Source organism: Kitasatospora sp. NE20-6 (genome assembly GCF_045862635.1).
Map to the genome: position 1 here is coordinate 217102 of NZ_BPRL01000002.1, position 18382 is coordinate 235483.

An 18382-nucleotide genomic window follows, 5' to 3' on the forward strand; every position below is an offset into this window, starting at 1 on the left:
CGGCCGTAGAAGGAGACACCCTCACCATGAACGCACCGCGCGTCGTCCTCGGCGTCAGCGGCGGCATCGCCGCGTACAAGGCCTGTGAGCTGCTGCGACGGTTCACCGAGTCGGGCCACCAGGTCACCGTGGTGCCGACCGCCGCGGCCCTGCACTTCGTCGGCGAGGCGACCTGGGCGGCGCTCTCCGGCCGGCCCGCCGCCACGGAGACCTGGGAGAGCGTCCACGAGGTGCCGCACGTGCGGATCGGCCAGCAGGCCGACCTCGTGGTGGTCGCCCCCGCCACCGCCGACCTCCTCGCCAAGGCCGCCCACGGGCTGGCCGACGACCTGCTCACCAACACCCTGCTCACCGCCCGGTGCCCGGTCGTGCTCGCCCCCGCGATGCACACCGAGATGTGGGAGCACCCGGCGACCCAGGAGAACGTCGCCACGCTGCGCCGCCGCGGCACGGTCGTGATCGAGCCCGCGGTGGGCCGCCTCACCGGCGCGGACACCGGCCGGGGCCGGCTGCCCGACCCCGGCGCGATCTTCGAGGCCTGCCGCCGGGTGCTCGCCCGCGGCACGGCGGCGCAGGACCTCGCCGGCCGGCACGTGGTGGTCTCCGCCGGCGGCACCCGTGAGCCGCTCGACCCGGTGCGCTTCCTCGGCAACCGCTCGTCCGGCAAGCAGGGCTACGCGCTGGCGGCCACCGCCGCGGCCCGCGGCGCCCGGGTCACCCTGCTGGCCGCCAACGTCGAGCTGCCCGACCCGGCCGGTGTCGACGTGGTGCGCGTCTCGACCGCGCTGGAGCTGCGCGAGGCGGTGCACGAGACCGTCGCCGGCGCGGACGCCGTGGTGATGGCGGCGGCCGTGGCGGACTTCCGCCCGGCGGAGTACGCCACCGGGAAGATCAAGAAGGTCGACGGCGTCGACCCGGCGCCGGTCGTGCTCGTCCGCAACCCCGACATCCTGGCCGAGCTGTCCGCGCAGCGGGCCCGCCCCGGGCAGCTGGTCGTCGGCTTCGCCGCCGAGACGGACGACGTGCTCGCGAACGGCCGGGCCAAGCTGGCCCGCAAGGGCTGCGACCTGCTCGTGGTGAACGAGGTCGGCGACGGCAAGGCGTTCGGCCGTGACACCAATGCCGCAACCGTGCTCGCCGCCGACGGCGGCGAGACCGTGGTGCCGGACGGGCCCAAGGAGGCCCTGGCGGACGCGGTGTGGGACGCCGTGGTGCCGCGTCTCGCAGTGTTGCCGCAATAGGACGGTCACACGACTGCCGTACCGGGGGAGTGCCGGGTGACGGTGCCTGGCCGTTACACTCCAGGAATCAGAGTCTTTCCGGATGCCCTGACCACCAGGGCATTCAGTCAGCAGCCGCTGCAACCCCAGGGAGCGCTGTGTCTCGCCGCCTGTTCACCTCGGAGTCCGTGACCGAGGGACACCCCGACAAGATCGCTGACCAGATCAGCGACACCATCCTGGACGCCCTCCTCAAGGAGGACCCCACCTCGCGCGTCGCCGTGGAGACGCTGATCACCACCGGCCTGGTCCACATCGCCGGTGAGGTCACCACGAAGGCCTACGTGCCGATCGCGCAGCTCGTCCGGGACAAGATCCTCGAGATCGGCTACGACAGCTCGAAGAAGGGCTTCGACGGCGCCTCCTGCGGCGTGTCGGTGTCCATCGGCTCGCAGTCCCCGGACATCGCCCAGGGCGTGGACACCGCGCACGAGCACCGGGTCGAGGGCGAGGACGACGAGCTCGACAAGCAGGGTGCCGGCGACCAGGGCCTGATGTTCGGTTACGCGTGCGACGACACGCCGGAGCTGATGCCGCTGCCGATCACCCTCGCGCACCGCCTCTCGCGCCGCCTGTCCGAGGTCCGCAAGAACGGCACGATCCCGTACCTGCGCCCCGACGGCAAGACCCAGGTCACCATCGAGTACGACGGTGACAAGGCCGTCCGCCTCGACACCGTGGTCGTCTCCTCGCAGCACGCGAGCGACATCGACCTGGAGTCGCTGCTCACCCCGGACATCCGCGAGTTCGTCGTGGAGCCCGAGCTCCGCGCGCTCGCCGACGAGGGCATCAAGCTCGTCACCGACGGCTACCGCCTGCTCGTCAACCCGACCGGCCGCTTCGAGATCGGCGGCCCGATGGGCGACGCCGGCCTGACCGGACGCAAGATCATCATCGACACCTACGGCGGCTACGCCCGCCACGGCGGCGGTGCCTTCTCCGGCAAGGACCCGTCCAAGGTCGACCGCTCCGCCGCGTACGCCATGCGATGGGTGGCGAAGAACATCGTCGCCGCGGGCCTCGCGACCCGCGCCGAGGTGCAGGTCGCGTACGCGATCGGCAAGGCCGAGCCGGTGGGCCTGTTCGTCGAGACCTTCGGCACCGAGACCGTCCCGGTCCTGAAGATCCAGGAAGCCGTCACCCAGGTCTTCGACCTGCGCCCGGCCGCGATCATCCGCGACCTGGACCTGCTGCGCCCGATCTACGGTCAGACCGCCGCGTACGGTCACTTCGGCCGTGAGCTGCCGGACTTCACCTGGGAGCGCACGGACCGCGTCGAGGCGCTGAAGAAGGCCGTCAGCGCCTGACCGGCTCCACCACCGGCACCGCCCAGGCGGCGGCCACCCCCACCGGGGGCGGCCGCCGCCTGCGGCGTTCTGTCGGCGCCGTCTGATAACAAGGGTGACGATGAGCAGCGCAGACGGGGCCGGCGAGCAGCTGGCCCTCATCCGGGAGACCGTCCGCCGGTCGAAGCCGAAGGCCGCCCAGGGCGTGAAACCGGCCGACGAGCTGCCGGTCGCCCGGGTGCTGGTCGACAAGGGCGTGCTCAGCCTCGACCAGTACTTCGACTACGCGGTGCCCGCCACGATGGCCGACGACGCGCAGCCGGGCGTCCGCGTGCGGGTGAGGTTCGGCGCCCGGGTCGGCCCGTCCGGGCGGCGGCAGGGCGGCGCCCTGCACGACGGGTACATCGTCGACCGGCTCGCCGCGTCCGACTACCCCGGGCCGCTCGCCCCGCTCGCACGGGTGCTCTCACCGGAGCGCGTGCTCACCCCCGCGCTCCTCAGGCTCTGCCGCGCCGTCGCCGACCGGTACGCCGGCACCCTCGCGGACGTCCTGCAGCTCGCGGTGCCGCCGCGGCACGCCCGCGCCGAGGCCGAGCCCTCACCCGCACCGCTGCCCCCGCCCGCAGCCCCCGGGCCGGGCACCTGGACCCGCTACCCGCAGGGGCCCGCCTTCCTCGCCTCGCTCGCCGCCGGACACGCCCCCCGGGCGGTCTGGACGGCCCTGCCCGGCCCCGACTGGCCGCACGAGATCGCCCGCGCGGTGGCCGCCACGCTCGCCGCCGGCCGCGGCGCGCTCGTCGTCCTGCCGGACGGCCGCGCCGTCGCCCGGGCCGACGCCGCCCTCACCGCACTGCTCGGCCCCGGCCTGCACACCGTGCTCGCCGCGGAGGCCGGCCCCGAGGAGCGGTACCGGCACTGGCTGGCCGTGAGCCGGGGCTCGGTACGGGCCGTGGTCGGCACCCGCGCCACCGTCTTCGCGCCCGTCCGCCCGCTCGGCCTGCTCGTCGTCTGGTCGGACGGCGACAGCAGCCACAGCGACCCCAACGCGCCCCACCCGCACGTCCGCGAGGTCGCGCTGCTGCGGGCCGCCGAGGAGGGCGCGGGCGTGCTGCTCGGCGGCCTGTCGACGACCGTCGAGGCCGCGCAGCTGCTCCGCACCGGATGGGCCAGACCGCTCGCCGCCGAACGCGCCACCGTCCGCGACCTCGCCCCGCGGGTGCGCACCGTCACCGACCTCGACCAGGCCAGGGACGCCGCCGCGCAGGCCGCCCGGCTGCCGTCCGTCGCCTGGGAGACCGCCCGCGACGCCCTCACCCGCGGCCCCGTCCTCGTGCAGGTGCCCCGGCGCGGCTACCTGCCACGGCTCGCCTGCGGCCGGTGCCGCACACCCGCCCGCTGCCGGCGGTGCGCAGGCCCCCTGGAGGCCGGCTCCGCCGCCGCCCCGCCCCTGTGCACGTGGTGCGGCACCACCGAGCCGGAGTGGCACTGCGTCGAGTGCGGCTCGTTCCGGCTGCGGGCCCAGATCGTCGGTGCCCGCCGCACCGCGGAGGAGCTCGGCAAGGCCTTCCCCCGCGTGCCGGTGCGCACCTCCGGCCGCGACGCGGTGCTCGCCACCGTGCCTCCGGGGCCGGGCCTCGTGATCGCCACCCCCGGCGCCGAACCGCTCGCCGAGGACGGCTACGCCGCCGCCCTGCTCCTGGACGGCTGGGCCCTGCTCACCCGCCCCGACCTGCGGGCCGGCGAGGAGGCGCTGCGCCGCTGGCTCACCGCCGCGGCCCTCGTCCGCCCGGCCGGGGAGGGCGGCACGGTGGTGGTGGTCGCCGAGCCGTCCGCGCGGCCCGTCCAGGCGCTGGTGCGCTGGGATCCGGCGGGCCACGCCGCCACCGAGCTCGACGAACGCGCCCAGCTGCACTTCCCGCCGGTCTCCCGGATGGCCTCCGTGACCGGGCCGCCGCAGGCCGTCGCCGACCTGCTCGGGCTCGTCCGGCTGCCCGAGGGCGCCGACGTGCTCGGCCCGGTGCCGGTGCCCGCCGCCCGCGGCGAGGAGATCGAGCGGGCCCTCCTGCGGGTCGCCCCCGGACAGGGGGCCGCCCTCGCCTCGGCGCTGAAGGCCGCGCAGATCGCCCGCATCGCGCTGCGCACCGGAGCGCCCGTCCGGATCAGGATCGACCCGCCCGACATCGGCTGAGCACCCGCGGCGCGGGGGCGGTGCCGCTCAGCGGATGAGCCGTGCCGTCTCCTGCGGGCTGCCGAGGCCGCCCTGCCGCGCCTGCGGCACCGTCCGCGCCAGCGCGGCGGCGGACGCGGGCTCGGGCCGGTCCGGGTGCTCCTCGGCGGCCCGCTCGTCCCGCAGGTCGCCCGGGACCGGTACCGACACCGCGGGGAGGAGCTCGCCGGCGGGCCGGCGCATGCCGTACCGGCGGTGCACCGCCTGCTTGGTCACCCCCAGCGCGGACCCCACCGAATCCCAGGAGAAGCCGAGCGCGCGGTCGAACTCGACCGCCGCCGCGACCAGCGTCTCCACGCTCTCCCGCAGCTCCTGTGCGAGGCGCACGGTGGGCGCGGGCGCCCGCCCGTACACGACGAAACCCGCGGAGGTGCTGGGCCGGCGGGGCCGGTAGACGTTGCCCAGCTGGGCGGTCAGCGTGCGGAGGGCGTCCACCTGGCGCCTGACCCGCTCGATGTCCCGGACCAGCAGGTGCAGGCTCGCCCGTGCCCGGGCATCGTGATTGATCTGCTCGGCCATGGCCTGGGTGCCACCTCTCCGTTCGGTCGGCTCGGACCGCGACGCGTGCGTCCGGTCAATTCCACTTGACCAACGCCCGACCCCTGGCCCGGGTAACGCGCCCGGTGGGGACGGGTTGTGCGGGAAACCGCGATCGGCACCGGCCGGGCGGGACCGTCCGGCACCCGGGCCGGGCCGCCGCCGCCGATTGCATAGACTCTCCGGGTACGTTTCCGACCGCCGCCGACCCCCAGGGAGCCCGCAGCCATGGCGATCCAGCCGATCAGGATCTTCGGCGACCCGGTGCTCCGCTCCACCGCGCGCCCCGTCACGACCTTCGACAAGGAGCTGCGGCGGCTCGTGAAGGACCTCACCGACACCATGCTCGACGCCCCCGGCGCCGGCCTGGCCGCCCCCCAGCTCGGCGTCTCGCTGCGGGTCTTCACCTACAACGTGGACGGCGTCGTCGGCCACCTCGTCAACCCCGACCTCACGCTCACCGACGAGGAGCAGGAGGGCCCCGAGGGCTGCCTCTCGCTGCCCGGCCTGCAGTACGACACCAGGCGCGCCCACGGCGTCGTCGCCAGGGGCCTCGACATGCACGGCGAACCGGTCGAGATCGAGGGCACCCGGCTGCTCGCCCGCTGCATCCAGCACGAGACCGACCACCTCGACGGCATCATCTTCATCGACCGCCTCGACCGCGAGGCGCGCAAGGCCGCGCTCAAGGCCATCCGCGAGGCCGAGTGGGGCGACGGGCCGGCACCGACCGTCCGGGTCTCCCCGCACTCGACCTTCGGCTCCGCGCGCTGACCCCGTCCCCTTCCCGAAAGGCACCCATGCGCCTCGTCTTCGCCGGCACCCCCGAGGTCGCCGTCCCCGCGCTCGACGCCCTGCTGACCTCCGACCGGCACGAGGTCGTCGCGGTGGTGACCCGCCCCGACGCCGTCGCCGGCCGCGGCCGCCGACTGGTCGCCAGCCCGGTCGCCCAGCGCGCCGAGGAGGCCGGCATCGAGGTGCTCAAGCCCGCGAAGCCGAGCGACCCGGACTTCCTCGCCCGCCTCACCGAACTCGCCCCGGACTGCTGCCCGGTCGTCGCGTACGGCGCACTGCTGCGCCCGGGCGCCCTGGAGGTGCCGAAGCACGGCTGGGTCAACCTGCACTTCTCGCTGCTGCCCGCCTGGCGCGGTGCGGCGCCCGTGCAGCACGCCGTGATGGCCGGCGACGAGGTCACCGGCGCCTCGACCTTCCTCATCGAGGAGGGCCTCGACTCCGGCCCGGTCTTCGGCGTCGTCACCGAGGAGATCCGCCCCGCCGACACCAGCGGCGACCTGCTCACCCGGCTCTCGCACTCCGGCGCCCGGCTGCTCGCCGCCACGATGGACGGCATCGCCGACGGCGCGCTGCACGCCGTGCCGCAGCCCGCCGACGGCATCACCCTCGCCCCCAAGATCAGCGTCGAGGACGCCCGCATCGACTGGAACCACCCCGCGCTGCGCGTCGACCGCCTCGTCCGCGGCTGCGCCCCCGCGCCCGGCGCCTGGACGGTCTTCCGCGGGGAGCGCCTCAAGCTCACCGGCCCGGTGAAGCTGCTGCCCGGCGAGACGGCCCTCGCCCCCGGCGAACTCGCCGTCGCCAAGAACAGCGTGCGCGCCGGTACCGGCAGCCACGACGTCGAACTCGGCGAGGTCCAGCCGCAGGGCAAGAAGCCGATGCGCGCGGCAGACTGGGCCCGAGGGGTCCGGATCGAGTCCGGCGAGCAGCTCGACGGCTAGGCCCGCCCCGGCCGGGCCACGACGCCCGGCCACCCACCACCGCCCTTCCCGTACGGATAACTCCGCAGCACCTTCGAGGCACCTGTGACCACCCCCAGCGCCCAGCGCGCCCCCCGCCCGCACCGCCGTCCCAAGAAGGACCCCGCACGGATCGTCGCGTTCCGCGCGCTGCGCGCCGTCGACGAGCGCGACGCCTACGCCAACCTGATCATGCCCTCGCTGCTCCGCGAGGCCGAGCAGAAGGGCATGGAACGCCGCGACGCCGCCCTCGCCACCGAGCTCGTCTACGGCACGCTGCGCCTCCGGGGCACCTACGACGCGATCATCGCCGCCTGCGTCGACCGCCCGCTGCGCGAGGTCGACCCGCCCGTGCTGGACGTCCTCTCCCTCGGCGCCCACCAGCTCCTCGCCACCCGCATCCCCACCCACGCCGCGGTCTCGGCCACCGTGGAGCTGGCCCGCGCCGTGCTCGGGGACGGCCGCGCGAAGTTCGTCAACGCCGTCCTGCGCCGCATCAGCGCCCAGGACCTCGACGCCTGGATCGCCCAGGTCGCCCCGCCCTACGACGAGGACGCCGAGGACCACCTCGCCGTCGTGCACTCCCACCCGCGCTGGGTGGTCTCCTCGCTGTGGGACGCCCTCGGCCGCTGGCAGCCGGACGCCGCCCGCCGCGCCGACGTCGAGGACCTCCTGCGCGCCGACAACGAGCGGCCCGAGGTCACCCTGGTGGCCCGTCCCGGCCGCGCCACGGTCGACGAGCTCCGCGAGGCCCTGCCCGAGGCCGGGGACGGCCGCTGGTCGCCGTACGCGCTGCGGCTCGCCGAGGGCGGCGACCCGGCCGGCGTCGCCGCCGTCCGCGAGAACCGCGCCGGCGTGCAGGACGAGGGCAGCCAGCTCGTGGCCCTCGCGCTGGCCGCGGCCCCCCTCGACGGCCCCGACCGCGTCTGGCTCGACGGCTGCGCGGGCCCCGGCGGCAAGGCCGCCCTGCTCGCCGCCCTCGCCGCCGACCGCGGCGCCGCGCTGGTCGCCTCCGAGAAGCAGCCGCACCGCGCCCGGCTGGTCGCCCGCACCCTGGCCGGCAACCCCGGCCCGTACACGGTGATCGCCGCCGACGGCACCCGGCCGGCCTGGCGGCCCGGCAGCTTCGACCGGGTGCTCGTCGACGTGCCGTGCTCCGGCCTCGGCGCGCTGCGCCGCCGCCCGGAGGCCCGCTGGCGCCGCCGCCCCGAGGACATCGCCGGCTTCGGCCCGCTCCAGCGCGACCTGCTGCGCGACGCGATCCAGGCCACCCGGGTGGGCGGCGTCATCGGGTACGCCACGTGCTCGCCCCACCTGGCCGAGACCCGCGCCGTCGTCGACGACGTGCTGCGCGGCGAGCAGGGCGTCGAGTGGATCGACGCCCGGCCGCTGCTGCCGGGCGTGCCCGCACTCGGCGACGGCCCCGACGTGCAACTCTTCCCGCACCTGCACGGCACCGACGCGATGTACCTCGCACTGCTGCGCCGTACCACCTGACGCGGCCCGGGCAGGTCGGCCTGTGGACGGATGGCACCCGGCGGGGGTTTGTCCACAGGCCGAGAGAAAAACTGGACAGCGAAGCCGGTCTGACGGAGGGTGGGCCGCATGGAGTTCACCCACCTCGGCCGCACCGGCCTCACCGTCTCCCGCCTCTGCCTCGGCACGATGAACTTCGGTCCGCACACCGAGGAGACCGACGCGCACGAGATCATGGACACGGCCCACGAGCTCGGCATCAACTTCTTCGACACCGCCGACGTCTACGGCTGGGGTGAGAACCGGGGCCGCACCGAGGAGATCATCGGCAACTGGTTCGCCCGGGGCGGCGGCCGCCGCGAGAAGACCGTGATCGCCACCAAGCTGTACGGCGACATGGGGGACTGGCCCAACGAGGGCAAGCTCTCGGCGCTCCACATCCGCCGCGCCGTCGACGCGAGCCTCAAGCGGCTGCAGACCGACCACATCGACCTCTACCAGATGCACCACGTCGACCGGGCCACTCCGTGGGAGGAGATCTGGCAGGCGATGGAGGTGCTGACCGCACAGGGCAAGATCGTCTACGTCGGCTCCAGCAACTTCGCCGGCTGGCACATCGCCCAGGCCCAGGAGACCGCGAAGGCCCGCAACTTCCTCGGCCTCACCAGCGAGCAGTCGCTCTACAACCTGCTGGAGCGCAGCGTCGAGCTGGAGGTCGCCCCGGCGGCCCAGCACTACGGCCTCGGGCTGATCCCGTGGTCCCCGCTGCACGGCGGCCTCCTCGGCGGCGTGCTGCGCAAGGAGCGCGAGGGCGTGCGGCGCACCGAGGGCCGCGCCGCGGAGACGCTCGCGAAGCACCGTGAGCAGATCGGGGACTTCGAGGACCTCGCCGCCGAACTCGGCCACGAGCCGGGCGACGTGGCCCTCGCGTGGCTGCTCACCCGTCCCGCGGTCACCGCCCCGATCGTCGGGCCGCGCACGCTGGAGCAACTGCACGCCGCCGTCCGGTCGTTCGACGTGACGCTGGACCGGAAGACGCTCGACCGGCTGGACGAGATCTTCCCCGGCCACCGCACCGCACCGGAGGACTACGCCTGGTAGGAGACCCGGGTCCTGCCCGGGCGCACGGCCCGGGCAGGACGGGCGGCGGGCCGTCCCGCCGCGTGAACGGGCCGGCGAGGGCGGCCGCGGGGTCGTCGGCGGCCCGGGCGCCGGCCCCGTGGGCGGTGCCCGCTGCCGGGGCCGGCGTTGCCGTCCGCCCGCCCGCCGGAAAGGCACTTGAGATGGAGTGCACTCCAACTCCTAGAGTGCGCACACGGCCTGACTCCGCAGGCCGCGCACCCGAAGGAGTACGACCATGCGCTACCGCGTCCTCGGCGGCACCGGCATCGAGGTGAGTGTCCACTGCCTGGGCACGATGATGTTCGGCGCCGTCGGCAACCCCGACCACGACGCGTGCGCCCGCATCGTGCACGCGGCGCTCGACGCGGGCGTCAACTTCGTGGACACCGCGGACATGTACTCCGCCGGGGAGTCCGAGGAGATCGTCGGCAAGGCCCTGGAAGGCCGGCGCGACGACGTCGTGCTCGCCACCAAGGTGCACTTCCCGATGGGGGCCGGCCCCAACCGCGGTGGCAACTCCCGGCGCTGGATCGTCCAGGAGGTCGAGGCGAGCCTCCGGCGGCTGCGGACCGATTGGATCGACCTCTACCAGGTGCACCGGCCCGACCCCCGCACCGACATCGAGGAGACGCTCGGCGTGCTGGGCGACCTCGTGCGGGAGGGCAAGATCCGCGCCTTCGGCTGCTCGACCTTCCCGGCGGAGGAGATCGTCGAGGCGCAGCACGTCGCGGAGCGCCGGGGCCTGCAGCGGTTCCGCACCGAGCAGCCGCCGTACTCGCTGCTGGCGCGCGGAGCCGAGACCTCGGTGCTGCCGGTCGCCCGGCGGTACGGCATGGGGGTGCTCACGTGGAGCCCGCTGGCGTCCGGCTTCCTCACCGGCCGGTACCGGAAGGACCGGCCGATCGACCTGTCGAGCGGCCGGGCGGCGCTGACCCCGGCCCGCTTCGACCTGGCGATCCCCGGGAACGCGGCGAAGCTCGACGCGGTGGAGGAGTTCGTCCGGCTCGCCGACGACCTGGGGTGCACGCTGCCGGAGCTCGCGGTGGCGTTCCCCGCGGCGCACCCGGCGGTCACCTCGGTGATCATCGGGCCGCGGACGTCCGATCAGCTGGAGTCGCTGCTGAAGGGTGCCTCGCTGGTGCTGGACGACGCGGCGCTCGACCGGATCGATGCCGTCGTGCCGCCCGGGACGGACCTCTACCGGGCGGACGGCGTCTGGCGGCCGCAGGCGCTCACCGATCCGGCGCTGCGCCGCCGCCCGGTCGGTGAGCGGGCCGCCGGGTAGGCGCCGGGGGAAGGGGGCCCGCCGGGTGCGGCGGCGGGCCCCCTTTCCGCCCATCTTATTGACGCGGCGTCTAATACCTTCTACGGTCTCGCCAGAGCCCCCACTCCGAGCGACCGAGGAGCCACCCTCATGGCGACGACCGCGCGCAAGGCCACCACCGCCGTCCTGGAAGAGCGCGACCGGCAGCGCCGCCGCACGGCCGAACGCCTGCTGGCGTCCTCCGTCAAGCTCTCCTTCGACCCCCTCACCGAGGTCGACTGGGACGCCGAACCCGTGCCCGGCGCCTACTACATCGCCCCGCGCCGCATCTCCCTCTACGGCACCGCGCTCTGGCAGGGCCTCACCGAGGAGCAGCGCATCGAGCTGAGCAAGCACGAGGTGGCGAGCGTCGCCAGCGTCGGCATCTGGTTCGAGGAGATCCTCATGCAGATGCTGCTGCGGCACGCCTTCGACCGTGACCCGACCACCGCCCACGTGCAGTACGCGCTCACCGAGATCGCCGACGAGTGCCGGCACTCCGTGATGTTCGCCCGCATGATCGCCAAGATGGGGGCGCCCGCGTACGGCGCCGGGCGGGTGGCGCACAACCTCGGCCGGGTGTTCAAGGCCGTCTCCACGCACAGCCAGACCTTCGGCGGCACGATGTACGTCGAGGAGATCCTCGACTCCTTCCAGCGCGAGATGATGAACGACGAGTCGCTGCAGCCGCTCGTCCGCCAGGTGTCCCGGATCCACGTGATCGAGGAGGCCCGGCACATCACGTACGCCCGCGAGGAACTGCAGCGCAAGGACCTCGGCCTCGTGCGACGGCGCGCCGAACAGCTCCTGATGGGCGTGGTCATCTACTTCGCGACCACCCGGCTGATCCACCCGCGGGTCTACGCCTCCGTCGGCATCGACCCGGCCGAGGGCAGCCGCGCGGCCCGGGCGAACCCGCACTGGCGGGCGGCGAAGGTCGAGATGGCGGCCAAGGTCGTCGGCGTCCTCGACCGGGCCGGGCTCGTCGGCCGCACCAACCGGTGGCTGCTGCGGGCGGCCGGCGTCGTGTGAGCGGGGGCCGCAGCGCGCGCCGCGCCGGCATGCGTCAGAATGATCATGTGCAGCCGATCAGCCACCCGGTTCCCTACTACGCGCAGTGGGAATCCCCCGAACTCGTCGCCGACATCATCGCGGGCACCGCCGAGGCGGAGGACGACCCGCGCTGGGAGCAGTCCGGCGCCCCCGACCCCGTCGAGTACGCCTTCTGGTCCTGGCGGGCCTGCGGCATGGCCTGCCTGCGGATGGCGCTCGACCACTGGTGGGGCGTCGCCCCGCCGATCGTCCGCCTCGCCCGGGAGAGCACGGAGGCCGGCGGCTACGTCCGGCACCCCGACGGACGGCTGGACGGCCTGGTCCACGCCCCCTTCGCCGCCTACGTCCGGAGCCGCTGGGGCCTGTACGCCGAGGCCAGGTCCCCCCTGCCCGCCGAGGAACTGCCCGGCCACCTCGCCGCCGGGCGGCTCGCCATGATCTCCGTCCACCCGTCGATCCGCACCCTCGAACCCGCCCCGCCGCGCACCGGCGGGCACCTCGTGCTCGCCGTCGGCGCGGACGACGACGGTCTCCTCGTGCACAACCCGTCGGGCTTCGCGGGGGAGTCCCAGCAGCACGCCAGGGTGCCCTGGGCCGACCTCGGGCGCTTCTACGCGGGGCGCGGCATCCTGCTCGGCCCGCCGCAGCTCGGACGCGGCGAGTAGCTCCCGGGCCGACCCGACCCGACCCGACCCGCCCCGGGGCGGTCCGGGGCGGTCCGGATCCCGAACGGGCCGGCCGACACCGCCGCGCGGGCTGTTAGCGTGGCCGTCGAGTGATCACCCGCACCCGCCCGGAGGCCGCCGTGACCCCGACCGAGCCCCTGCCGGACGAGGCGCTGCTGCGCACCGTCGGCGTCGACGTCGTCCGCGACGGCCGCTACCTCCTGCGCGACATCTCGCTCGCCGTCGGGCCCGGCCAGCACTGGGCCCTGCTCGGGGCGAACGGCGCCGGCAAGTCCACCCTGCTCGCGCTGCTCGGCGCCGTCTCCCACCCCACCCACGGCGAGGTGCACGTGCTCGGCCGGCAGCTCGGCCGGGTCGACATCCGCGAGCTGCGCGCCCACCTCGGGCACGTCAACCCGCGGCACCCGCTGCGCTCGCCGCTCGGCGTGCGTGACGTCGTGCTCACCGGCCTCACCAACAGCATCGAACCCGACCTGTGGCACAAGCCCGACGCGGACGCGGTCGCGCACGCCGACCACCTCCTCGACCTGATGGGCATGGCCGACCGGGCCGACGCCGTCTGGCCCAAGCTCTCCCAGGGCGAGCGCGGCCGCACGCTCATCGCCCGCGCCCTCATGCCCCGCCCCCGGCTGCTCCTGCTCGACGAGCCCGCCACGGGGCTCGACCTGACCGCCCGCGAGATCCTGCTCTCCGCGCTGGACGAGCTCCGCGCGGAGCACCCGCAGCTCGCCAGCGTGCTCGTCACCCACCACCTGGAGGAGCTCCCGGAGACCACCACCCACGCCCTGCTGCTGCGCGACGGCGAGACCGTCGCGGCCGGCCCGGTCGACGAGGTGCTGACCACCGACCTCGTCAGCGCCTGCTTCGGGCACCCCGTCAGCATTGCCCGCCACGACGGCCGCTGGACGGCGCGCGCGGCCCGGACGGCGCCGACCGCGCTCTGAGGTGCCGCCGGCGCGGCCGTGCGCCTGCCGTGCGCTGGACGCCCGCCCGCCGGACGCCCGCCCGCCGGAGGTCAGCCCGCACGCCCCCCGTACGGCGGCCTGACGTGCGGCCGCCGCGGGCCGGGGCCGGTCACCCGCCGTTCGGCAGGCCGATCGGGTTGTACTGCGGGAGTTCGGCGCGGCACGCCGTCGACAGCGGCCGCAGGGCGGCGGCGAGTTCGTCGAGCTCCTCGCGGTGGAAGTCGTCCCACACCCGGGCCGCCGCCAGGTCGGTGGCCGCCTCCAGCGCGCGGTGCCGCGAGCGGCCCTCGGCGGTGACGGCGCCGTCGGCGGTCAGCCAGCCGCGCCCGGTGAGGCGCCCGGTGGCGTCGTCCCACTCCGCGTCCGTCCAGCCGCGGTACGGCTGCAGCACCTCGCGGCGGGTGTCGAGCGCGCAGCGCAGCACGAGGGCCTCGCAGCCGTCGAGGCCCTCGGCGACCAGCGCCGCCACGTGGCCGTCGCCGCGGTGCTCGCGCAGCACGGTGGTGGCCTGCCAGAGCCGCGCCAGCCGGCCCTCCGGCCGCGGCAGTGCCGCGTTGGCGGCGGCCAGCACGCGGCCGCAACAGTCGAGGCCGTCCACGGCGCGCTCCAGCAGCTCCACCGAGCGGTCGATCAGGTGCGGCTTGACGGTCTCCAGCACCCGGGCCAGCGCCGCGGTCGCGCCCTCGACCCGGGCCGTCAGCGCGGCCTCCGGGGTGGCGCGCGACCAGACGTCCGGCAGGGCCCGTTCGACCATGGAGGGCGCGAAGTTGAAGAACGCGGCGACCACCGGTGCCGCGTCCACCGGGCCGAGCGGCGCCGAGCGCCCGCCGAAGTAGCCGCGCCAGTAGCCGCGCAGGCCGACCGCCTCGTACGCGGCCCGCCCCTCGGGGGAGAAGTAGGTGAGGGCGTGCACCGGCTCGAAGAGCCACCAGAGGGCACGGGCGGGATGGGCGAGTTCAGCCACGGGGGGACAGCCTCTCCGGAACCTTCGGCTCCCGGTACGGACCGGGGCGTCCACGGCGGTGGGGCGCCCCTGCTGTGATGCGGGTCACCCGTGGACGGCGGCGTTCACCCCCCGTCGCCGCTTCGCGCGATGATGGGAGAAGGTGGCCGCAGACGACCGCCCGCACCGAGCTGTGAAGGTACCCGGATATGGCGCAGATCAACCCCAGCATCCTCTCCGCCGACTTCGCCCGACTGGCGGCCGAGGCCGAGGCCGTCCGCGGCGCGGACTGGCTGCACGTCGATGTGATGGACAACCACTTCGTGCCCAACCTGACGCTGGGCGTGCCGGTCGTCGAGTCGCTCGCCCGTGCCACCGACACGCCGCTCGACTGCCACCTGATGATCGAACAGCCCGACCGCTGGGCCCCGCAGTACGTCGAGGCCGGCGCCGGCTCCGTCACCTTCCACGTGGAGGCCGCCGCCGCGCCCGTCCGGCTCGCCCGCGAGATCCGCGCCAAGGGCGCGCGCGCCTCGATGGCGCTGCGCCCGGCCACCCCGATCGAGCCGTACGAGGACCTGCTCCCCGAGCTCGACATGGTGCTCATCATGACCGTGGAGCCCGGCTTCGGCGGCCAGGCGTTCCTGGACATCATGCTGCCCAAGATCCGCCGTACCCGGGAGCTCATCTCCAAGCACGGGCTCGACCTGTGGCTGCAGGTCGACGGCGGCGTGTCGGCGTCCACCGTCGAGCGCTGCGCCGAGGCCGGCGCCGACGTGTTCGTGGCGGGGTCCGCCGTCTACTCCGCGGACGACCCGGCCGAGGCCGTCCGTGCCCTGCGCGCGCAGGCTGAGGCGGCCACCGCGGGCGCCGCGTGGGCCTGCCGGCACTGAGGCCCGCCCGTCAGGGGTGGTCCGCGCGGCGCATCTGACGGGCCGTAGAGTGTCTCCCCAAGATCGAACGGGGGAGTGGTCTTGGAACAGAGCGGAGAGCAGCGGGCACGGTCGGCGGGGGCCGGCCGGCGGACGTTCCTGCGGGCCCTGGCGGTCGCCGGGGCCGGTGCCGCGGTCGTCGGCACGGCGGTGGTCGAGGACGTCCTGCCGGGCGGTCCGCGGCTGCGCCGCGCCGTCGGCATGACCGGCCCGGACGGCACCGTGCCGGACGCGGTGCCCGGGACGGTCCGGACCTACCGGGTGTCCTCCGCCGCCCGCAGCAGCAGGGTGCAGCTCAGCATCATGACGCCGCCGCACGCCGCCCGTCCGTCGGAGCTGCCCGTCTGCCTGGTGCTGCACGGCCGCGGCGGGTCCGCGCAGGCCGTGCTCGACCTGGGCCTTCCGGAGTTCCTCGCGGACGCGACCGCCCGTGGCGTGCCGCCGCACCACCTGGTGGCGGTGGACGGCGGCGATGCCACGTACTGGCACCGCCGCAGCGCCGGGGACGACCCGATGGCGATGCTGCTGGACGAGCTGCCGGGCTGGCTCACCACCCGGGGCCTCGCCGTGCCCACCGGCGTGCTCGGCATATCGATGGGCGGTTCCGGGGCGCTGCAGTACGCCCGTGCCCGCAACGGCGGGCTCGGCGCCGTGGCCCTGCTCAGCCCGGCGCTGTTCCGCACCTGGAGCGACGCCCGGACGGTCGACGGTTACGAGGACGAGGCGGACTGGCTCGAACGCGAGCCGCTGCTCCACCTCGACCGGCCGCTGACCCGGCGGCTGGCGGTGTGGTGCGGCACGGAGGACCCGTTCTGCCCGGCCGCCCGGCGGCTCGCCGACCGCGCTGCCGAGATGCACCTGCCGCGGGGCGCGCACACCGACGGCTTCTGGCGGCGGGTGCTGCCGGACGCCACCGCGTTCCTCGGGCACGCGCTGGCCGCGCCCGCCTGACACCCGGCCGGCCACCGGACGCCGGTGGTCCGGTGGCCGGTGGCCGGTGGTGTCCAGGGCCGGGGGCGGGGCCGCCGTCCGCGGGTCACTCCGGGGCGTAGCCCGGTACGAGCTTCGCGGCCTCGGCGGCGACGGCGTCCAGGCCGGCGCGGGTGCTCTCCCCGCCGGAGAGGATCCGGTCGAGCCCTTCGCCGAGGGGGGTGTAGAGCAGGGTGTACTCCGGGAGTGCGGGCCGCGGCCGGCCGGCGGCCAGCACCTTGCGGAATCCGGCGATGCCGAGGTTGGTGGTGACGTCGGGGCTGTAGGCGTCGGAGCGGGTCGGCAGGGTGGAGTTCTTGATCGCGGTGTAGATCTGCGCGTTGGCGGAGGTCATGAAGGCCATGAACTTCTGGGCGGCGGCTCGGTGCGCGGCGTCCGAGCCCGCGTACGACACGAGGTTGTGGCCGCCCAGCGGTGCGCCGGGGTGTCCGGAGCTGCCCGCCGGGACGGTGGCGATCCCGAGGTTGGCGTTGTCGAGGAAGGCCTTGCCCGCAAAGACGTTCGCGTTCTCCCAGGGGCCCTGGATGATGGAGGCGACCCTGCCCTCGACGAAGTCCTGCATGATGTTGGCGTAGGCGTCCTTGCTGGTGTCCAGCGGTGCGACGCCCGGTGCGGCGAGGAGTTCCCTGATGGTGTCGATGCCCTTGACCGCGGCCGGGGAGTTGACGGTGATCCGCTTCTCGGCGGTGTCGACCATGTCGGTGTCCTCGCCGTAGAGGAACGGCATGGCGTAGTAGTCCTGCGGGTTGAAGGCGAAGCCGTGGGCGCCCGTCCGCTGCTTGATCCGGGCGGCGTCGGTCTTCAGCTCGCTCCAGGTGGTGGGGGCCTTGGAGATGCCGGCCTTCGCGAACAGCTCCTTGTTGTACATCAGGGCGAGCGTGTCGGTGACCTGCGGGAGGGCGTACAGCTTGCCGTCGTAGGTGGCCTGCTCGATGAGCTCGGGCTGGAACGCGGCGGTGTCGGCGGCGGCGGGGGTGCCGTCCAGTGGCGCGAGGTAGCCCGCCGCGGCGAAGCCCGGGGTCCAGCCGACGTCGGCGCGCAGGACGTCGGGGGCGCCCTTGTGGTCCGCCGCGGCGGCGCGGAACTTCTCCCGGGCCTCGGCGAACGGCACGTTGACGTACGTCACCGTGATGCCGGGGTTGGCCTTCTGGAAGTTGGAGGCCAGGACCTTGAAGGTGGAGGACTCGTTCGCCGCGTCCGAGGTGTCCCACCAGGTGATGGTGACGGGCCCGGCGGAGTCGGCGTCTCCGGGGCCGGCCGGGCCTTCGGAGCCGCAGGCGGTCATGGAGACGGTGATCGCGGCGGCCAGCGCGAGGGCCGCGGTGCCACGGCGCATGGTGACTCCTTGAAGCTGGTGGGGGTGCCCGGGCCGCCGCCGCCCGGGCAGGGTCGCGTGCGGCGCGGCGTGCGCCGGAGGCGGAGGGAGGCAGGCCGGGCAGGCCGGGCAGGCCGGTCCGGGGGGATCCGGCGGGTCCGGGGTGGAGGGCCGGCGTGGGTGGTGCCGACAGCTGAGGACGATGCCGTGGGAGCGGGGAGGCCGTCAAGGTTTCCGGGCGACCAACTGAAAATTTCTGCAAGATTTCTCAGGCCGGTCCGGTATCTGCGCCCGACGGTCCTGGCCTGGGACGGTTCCGGATGGCCTCTGCAGGGAGGGCGTGCGCCCGAAGGCCCGGTAAATGGGGCTTTCTCATGCATCGGACCCGGACTGCTTCGCTGACGGATCTTGCGGTAAGTTGCACCACCTCGGAGTTCTGCGGCCCCTCGGCCGGGTGCGGGCCGGGCCGCGGCACGCGGAAGGCCGCCGCCCCGGGACGGATCCCCGGGGCGG

16 protein-coding genes are annotated in these 18382 nt (G+C 75.0%); 13 read left to right on the forward strand and 3 right to left on the reverse strand.

All coding sequences use genetic code 11. The annotated features are described in order from the left end of the window. The first annotated feature begins 26 nt into the window (after window positions 1-26). From coaBC to SNE206_RS01635, 3 genes are all read left to right on the forward strand, one after another. On the forward strand, window positions 27-1241 hold the full coding sequence (gene coaBC / locus SNE206_RS01625; RefSeq protein ID WP_407911483.1) for a bifunctional phosphopantothenoylcysteine decarboxylase/phosphopantothenate--cysteine ligase CoaBC: 1215 nt from the start codon (window positions 27-29) through the stop codon (window positions 1239-1241). 137 nt (window positions 1242-1378) lie between these two features. Next, window positions 1379-2587 (forward strand): methionine adenosyltransferase, encoded by a 1209-nt coding sequence (gene metK / locus SNE206_RS01630; protein ID WP_405010354.1) that lies wholly within the window; start codon window positions 1379-1381, stop codon window positions 2585-2587. Between the two features lie 100 nt (window positions 2588-2687). After that, window positions 2688-4754 carry a primosomal protein N' gene (locus tag SNE206_RS01635; protein WP_407911484.1) on the forward strand — a complete coding sequence of 689 codons (2067 nt, stop codon included), beginning with the start codon at window positions 2688-2690 and terminating at the stop codon, window positions 4752-4754. A gap of 27 nt (window positions 4755-4781) precedes the next feature. Here the strand turns inward: SNE206_RS01635 and SNE206_RS01640 are convergent, their stop codons facing one another. Next, window positions 4782-5312: a hypothetical protein gene (locus tag SNE206_RS01640; RefSeq protein ID WP_407911485.1), complete on the reverse strand. Its 531-nt coding sequence runs from the start codon at window positions 5310-5312 to the stop codon at window positions 4782-4784. Between the two features lie 246 nt (window positions 5313-5558). Between SNE206_RS01640 and def the strand changes: the two genes are divergently transcribed. The 8 genes from def (at window position 5559) to SNE206_RS01680 (ending at window position 13668) form a co-directional block, all read left to right on the forward strand. Continuing rightward, on the forward strand, window positions 5559-6104 hold the full coding sequence (def, locus tag SNE206_RS01645; RefSeq protein ID WP_407911486.1) for a peptide deformylase: 546 nt from the start codon (window positions 5559-5561) through the stop codon (window positions 6102-6104). Window positions 6105-6130: 26 nt separating this feature from the next. After that, a complete protein-coding gene (fmt, locus tag SNE206_RS01650) occupies window positions 6131-7066 on the forward strand; it encodes a methionyl-tRNA formyltransferase (protein WP_407911487.1) in 936 nt (311 codons plus the stop codon). Between the two features lie 84 nt (window positions 7067-7150). Beyond that, on the forward strand, window positions 7151-8581 hold the full coding sequence (locus tag SNE206_RS01655; protein WP_407911488.1) for an RsmB/NOP family class I SAM-dependent RNA methyltransferase: 1431 nt from the start codon (window positions 7151-7153) through the stop codon (window positions 8579-8581). A 108-nt stretch (window positions 8582-8689) separates the two neighbouring features. Further along, on the forward strand, window positions 8690-9661 hold the full coding sequence (locus SNE206_RS01660; RefSeq protein ID WP_407911489.1) for an aldo/keto reductase: 972 nt from the start codon (window positions 8690-8692) through the stop codon (window positions 9659-9661). A 256-nt stretch (window positions 9662-9917) separates the two neighbouring features. Beyond that, window positions 9918-10967: an aldo/keto reductase gene (locus SNE206_RS01665; protein ID WP_407911490.1), complete on the forward strand. Its 1050-nt coding sequence runs from the start codon at window positions 9918-9920 to the stop codon at window positions 10965-10967. 129 nt (window positions 10968-11096) lie between these two features. Further along, window positions 11097-12017: an AurF N-oxygenase family protein gene (locus SNE206_RS01670; RefSeq protein ID WP_407911491.1), complete on the forward strand. Its 921-nt coding sequence runs from the start codon at window positions 11097-11099 to the stop codon at window positions 12015-12017. Window positions 12018-12046: 29 nt separating this feature from the next. Beyond that, complete coding sequence (locus SNE206_RS01675; protein WP_407911492.1) at window positions 12047-12703, forward strand: C39 family peptidase; 657 nt, start codon at window positions 12047-12049, stop codon at window positions 12701-12703. Between the two features lie 113 nt (window positions 12704-12816). Further along, window positions 12817-13668, forward strand: a complete 852-nt coding sequence (locus SNE206_RS01680) for an ABC transporter ATP-binding protein (RefSeq protein ID WP_407911613.1) — start codon at window positions 12817-12819, stop codon at window positions 13666-13668. Window positions 13669-13798: 130 nt separating this feature from the next. Here SNE206_RS01680 and SNE206_RS01685 read toward each other — a convergent pair whose 3' ends face one another. Next, window positions 13799-14653 carry an SCO6745 family protein gene (locus tag SNE206_RS01685; RefSeq protein WP_407911493.1) on the reverse strand — a complete coding sequence of 285 codons (855 nt, stop codon included), beginning with the start codon at window positions 14651-14653 and terminating at the stop codon, window positions 13799-13801. A gap of 188 nt (window positions 14654-14841) precedes the next feature. On the opposite strand from SNE206_RS01685, the gene rpe reads away from it, so the two are divergent. Both rpe and SNE206_RS01695 read left to right on the forward strand, forming a co-directional pair. After that, window positions 14842-15525 (forward strand): ribulose-phosphate 3-epimerase, encoded by a 684-nt coding sequence (gene rpe / locus SNE206_RS01690; protein WP_407911494.1) that lies wholly within the window; start codon window positions 14842-14844, stop codon window positions 15523-15525. Between the two features lie 81 nt (window positions 15526-15606). Then, a complete protein-coding gene (locus SNE206_RS01695) occupies window positions 15607-16515 on the forward strand; it encodes an alpha/beta hydrolase (RefSeq protein ID WP_407911495.1) in 909 nt (302 codons plus the stop codon). Window positions 16516-16600: 85 nt separating this feature from the next. On the opposite strand, the gene SNE206_RS01700 is transcribed toward SNE206_RS01695, so the two are convergent. Further along, entirely contained in the window at window positions 16601-17890 is a 1290-nt protein-coding gene (locus SNE206_RS01700) for an extracellular solute-binding protein (RefSeq protein WP_407911496.1), read from the reverse strand. Window positions 17891-18382: the final 492 nt, after the last annotated feature.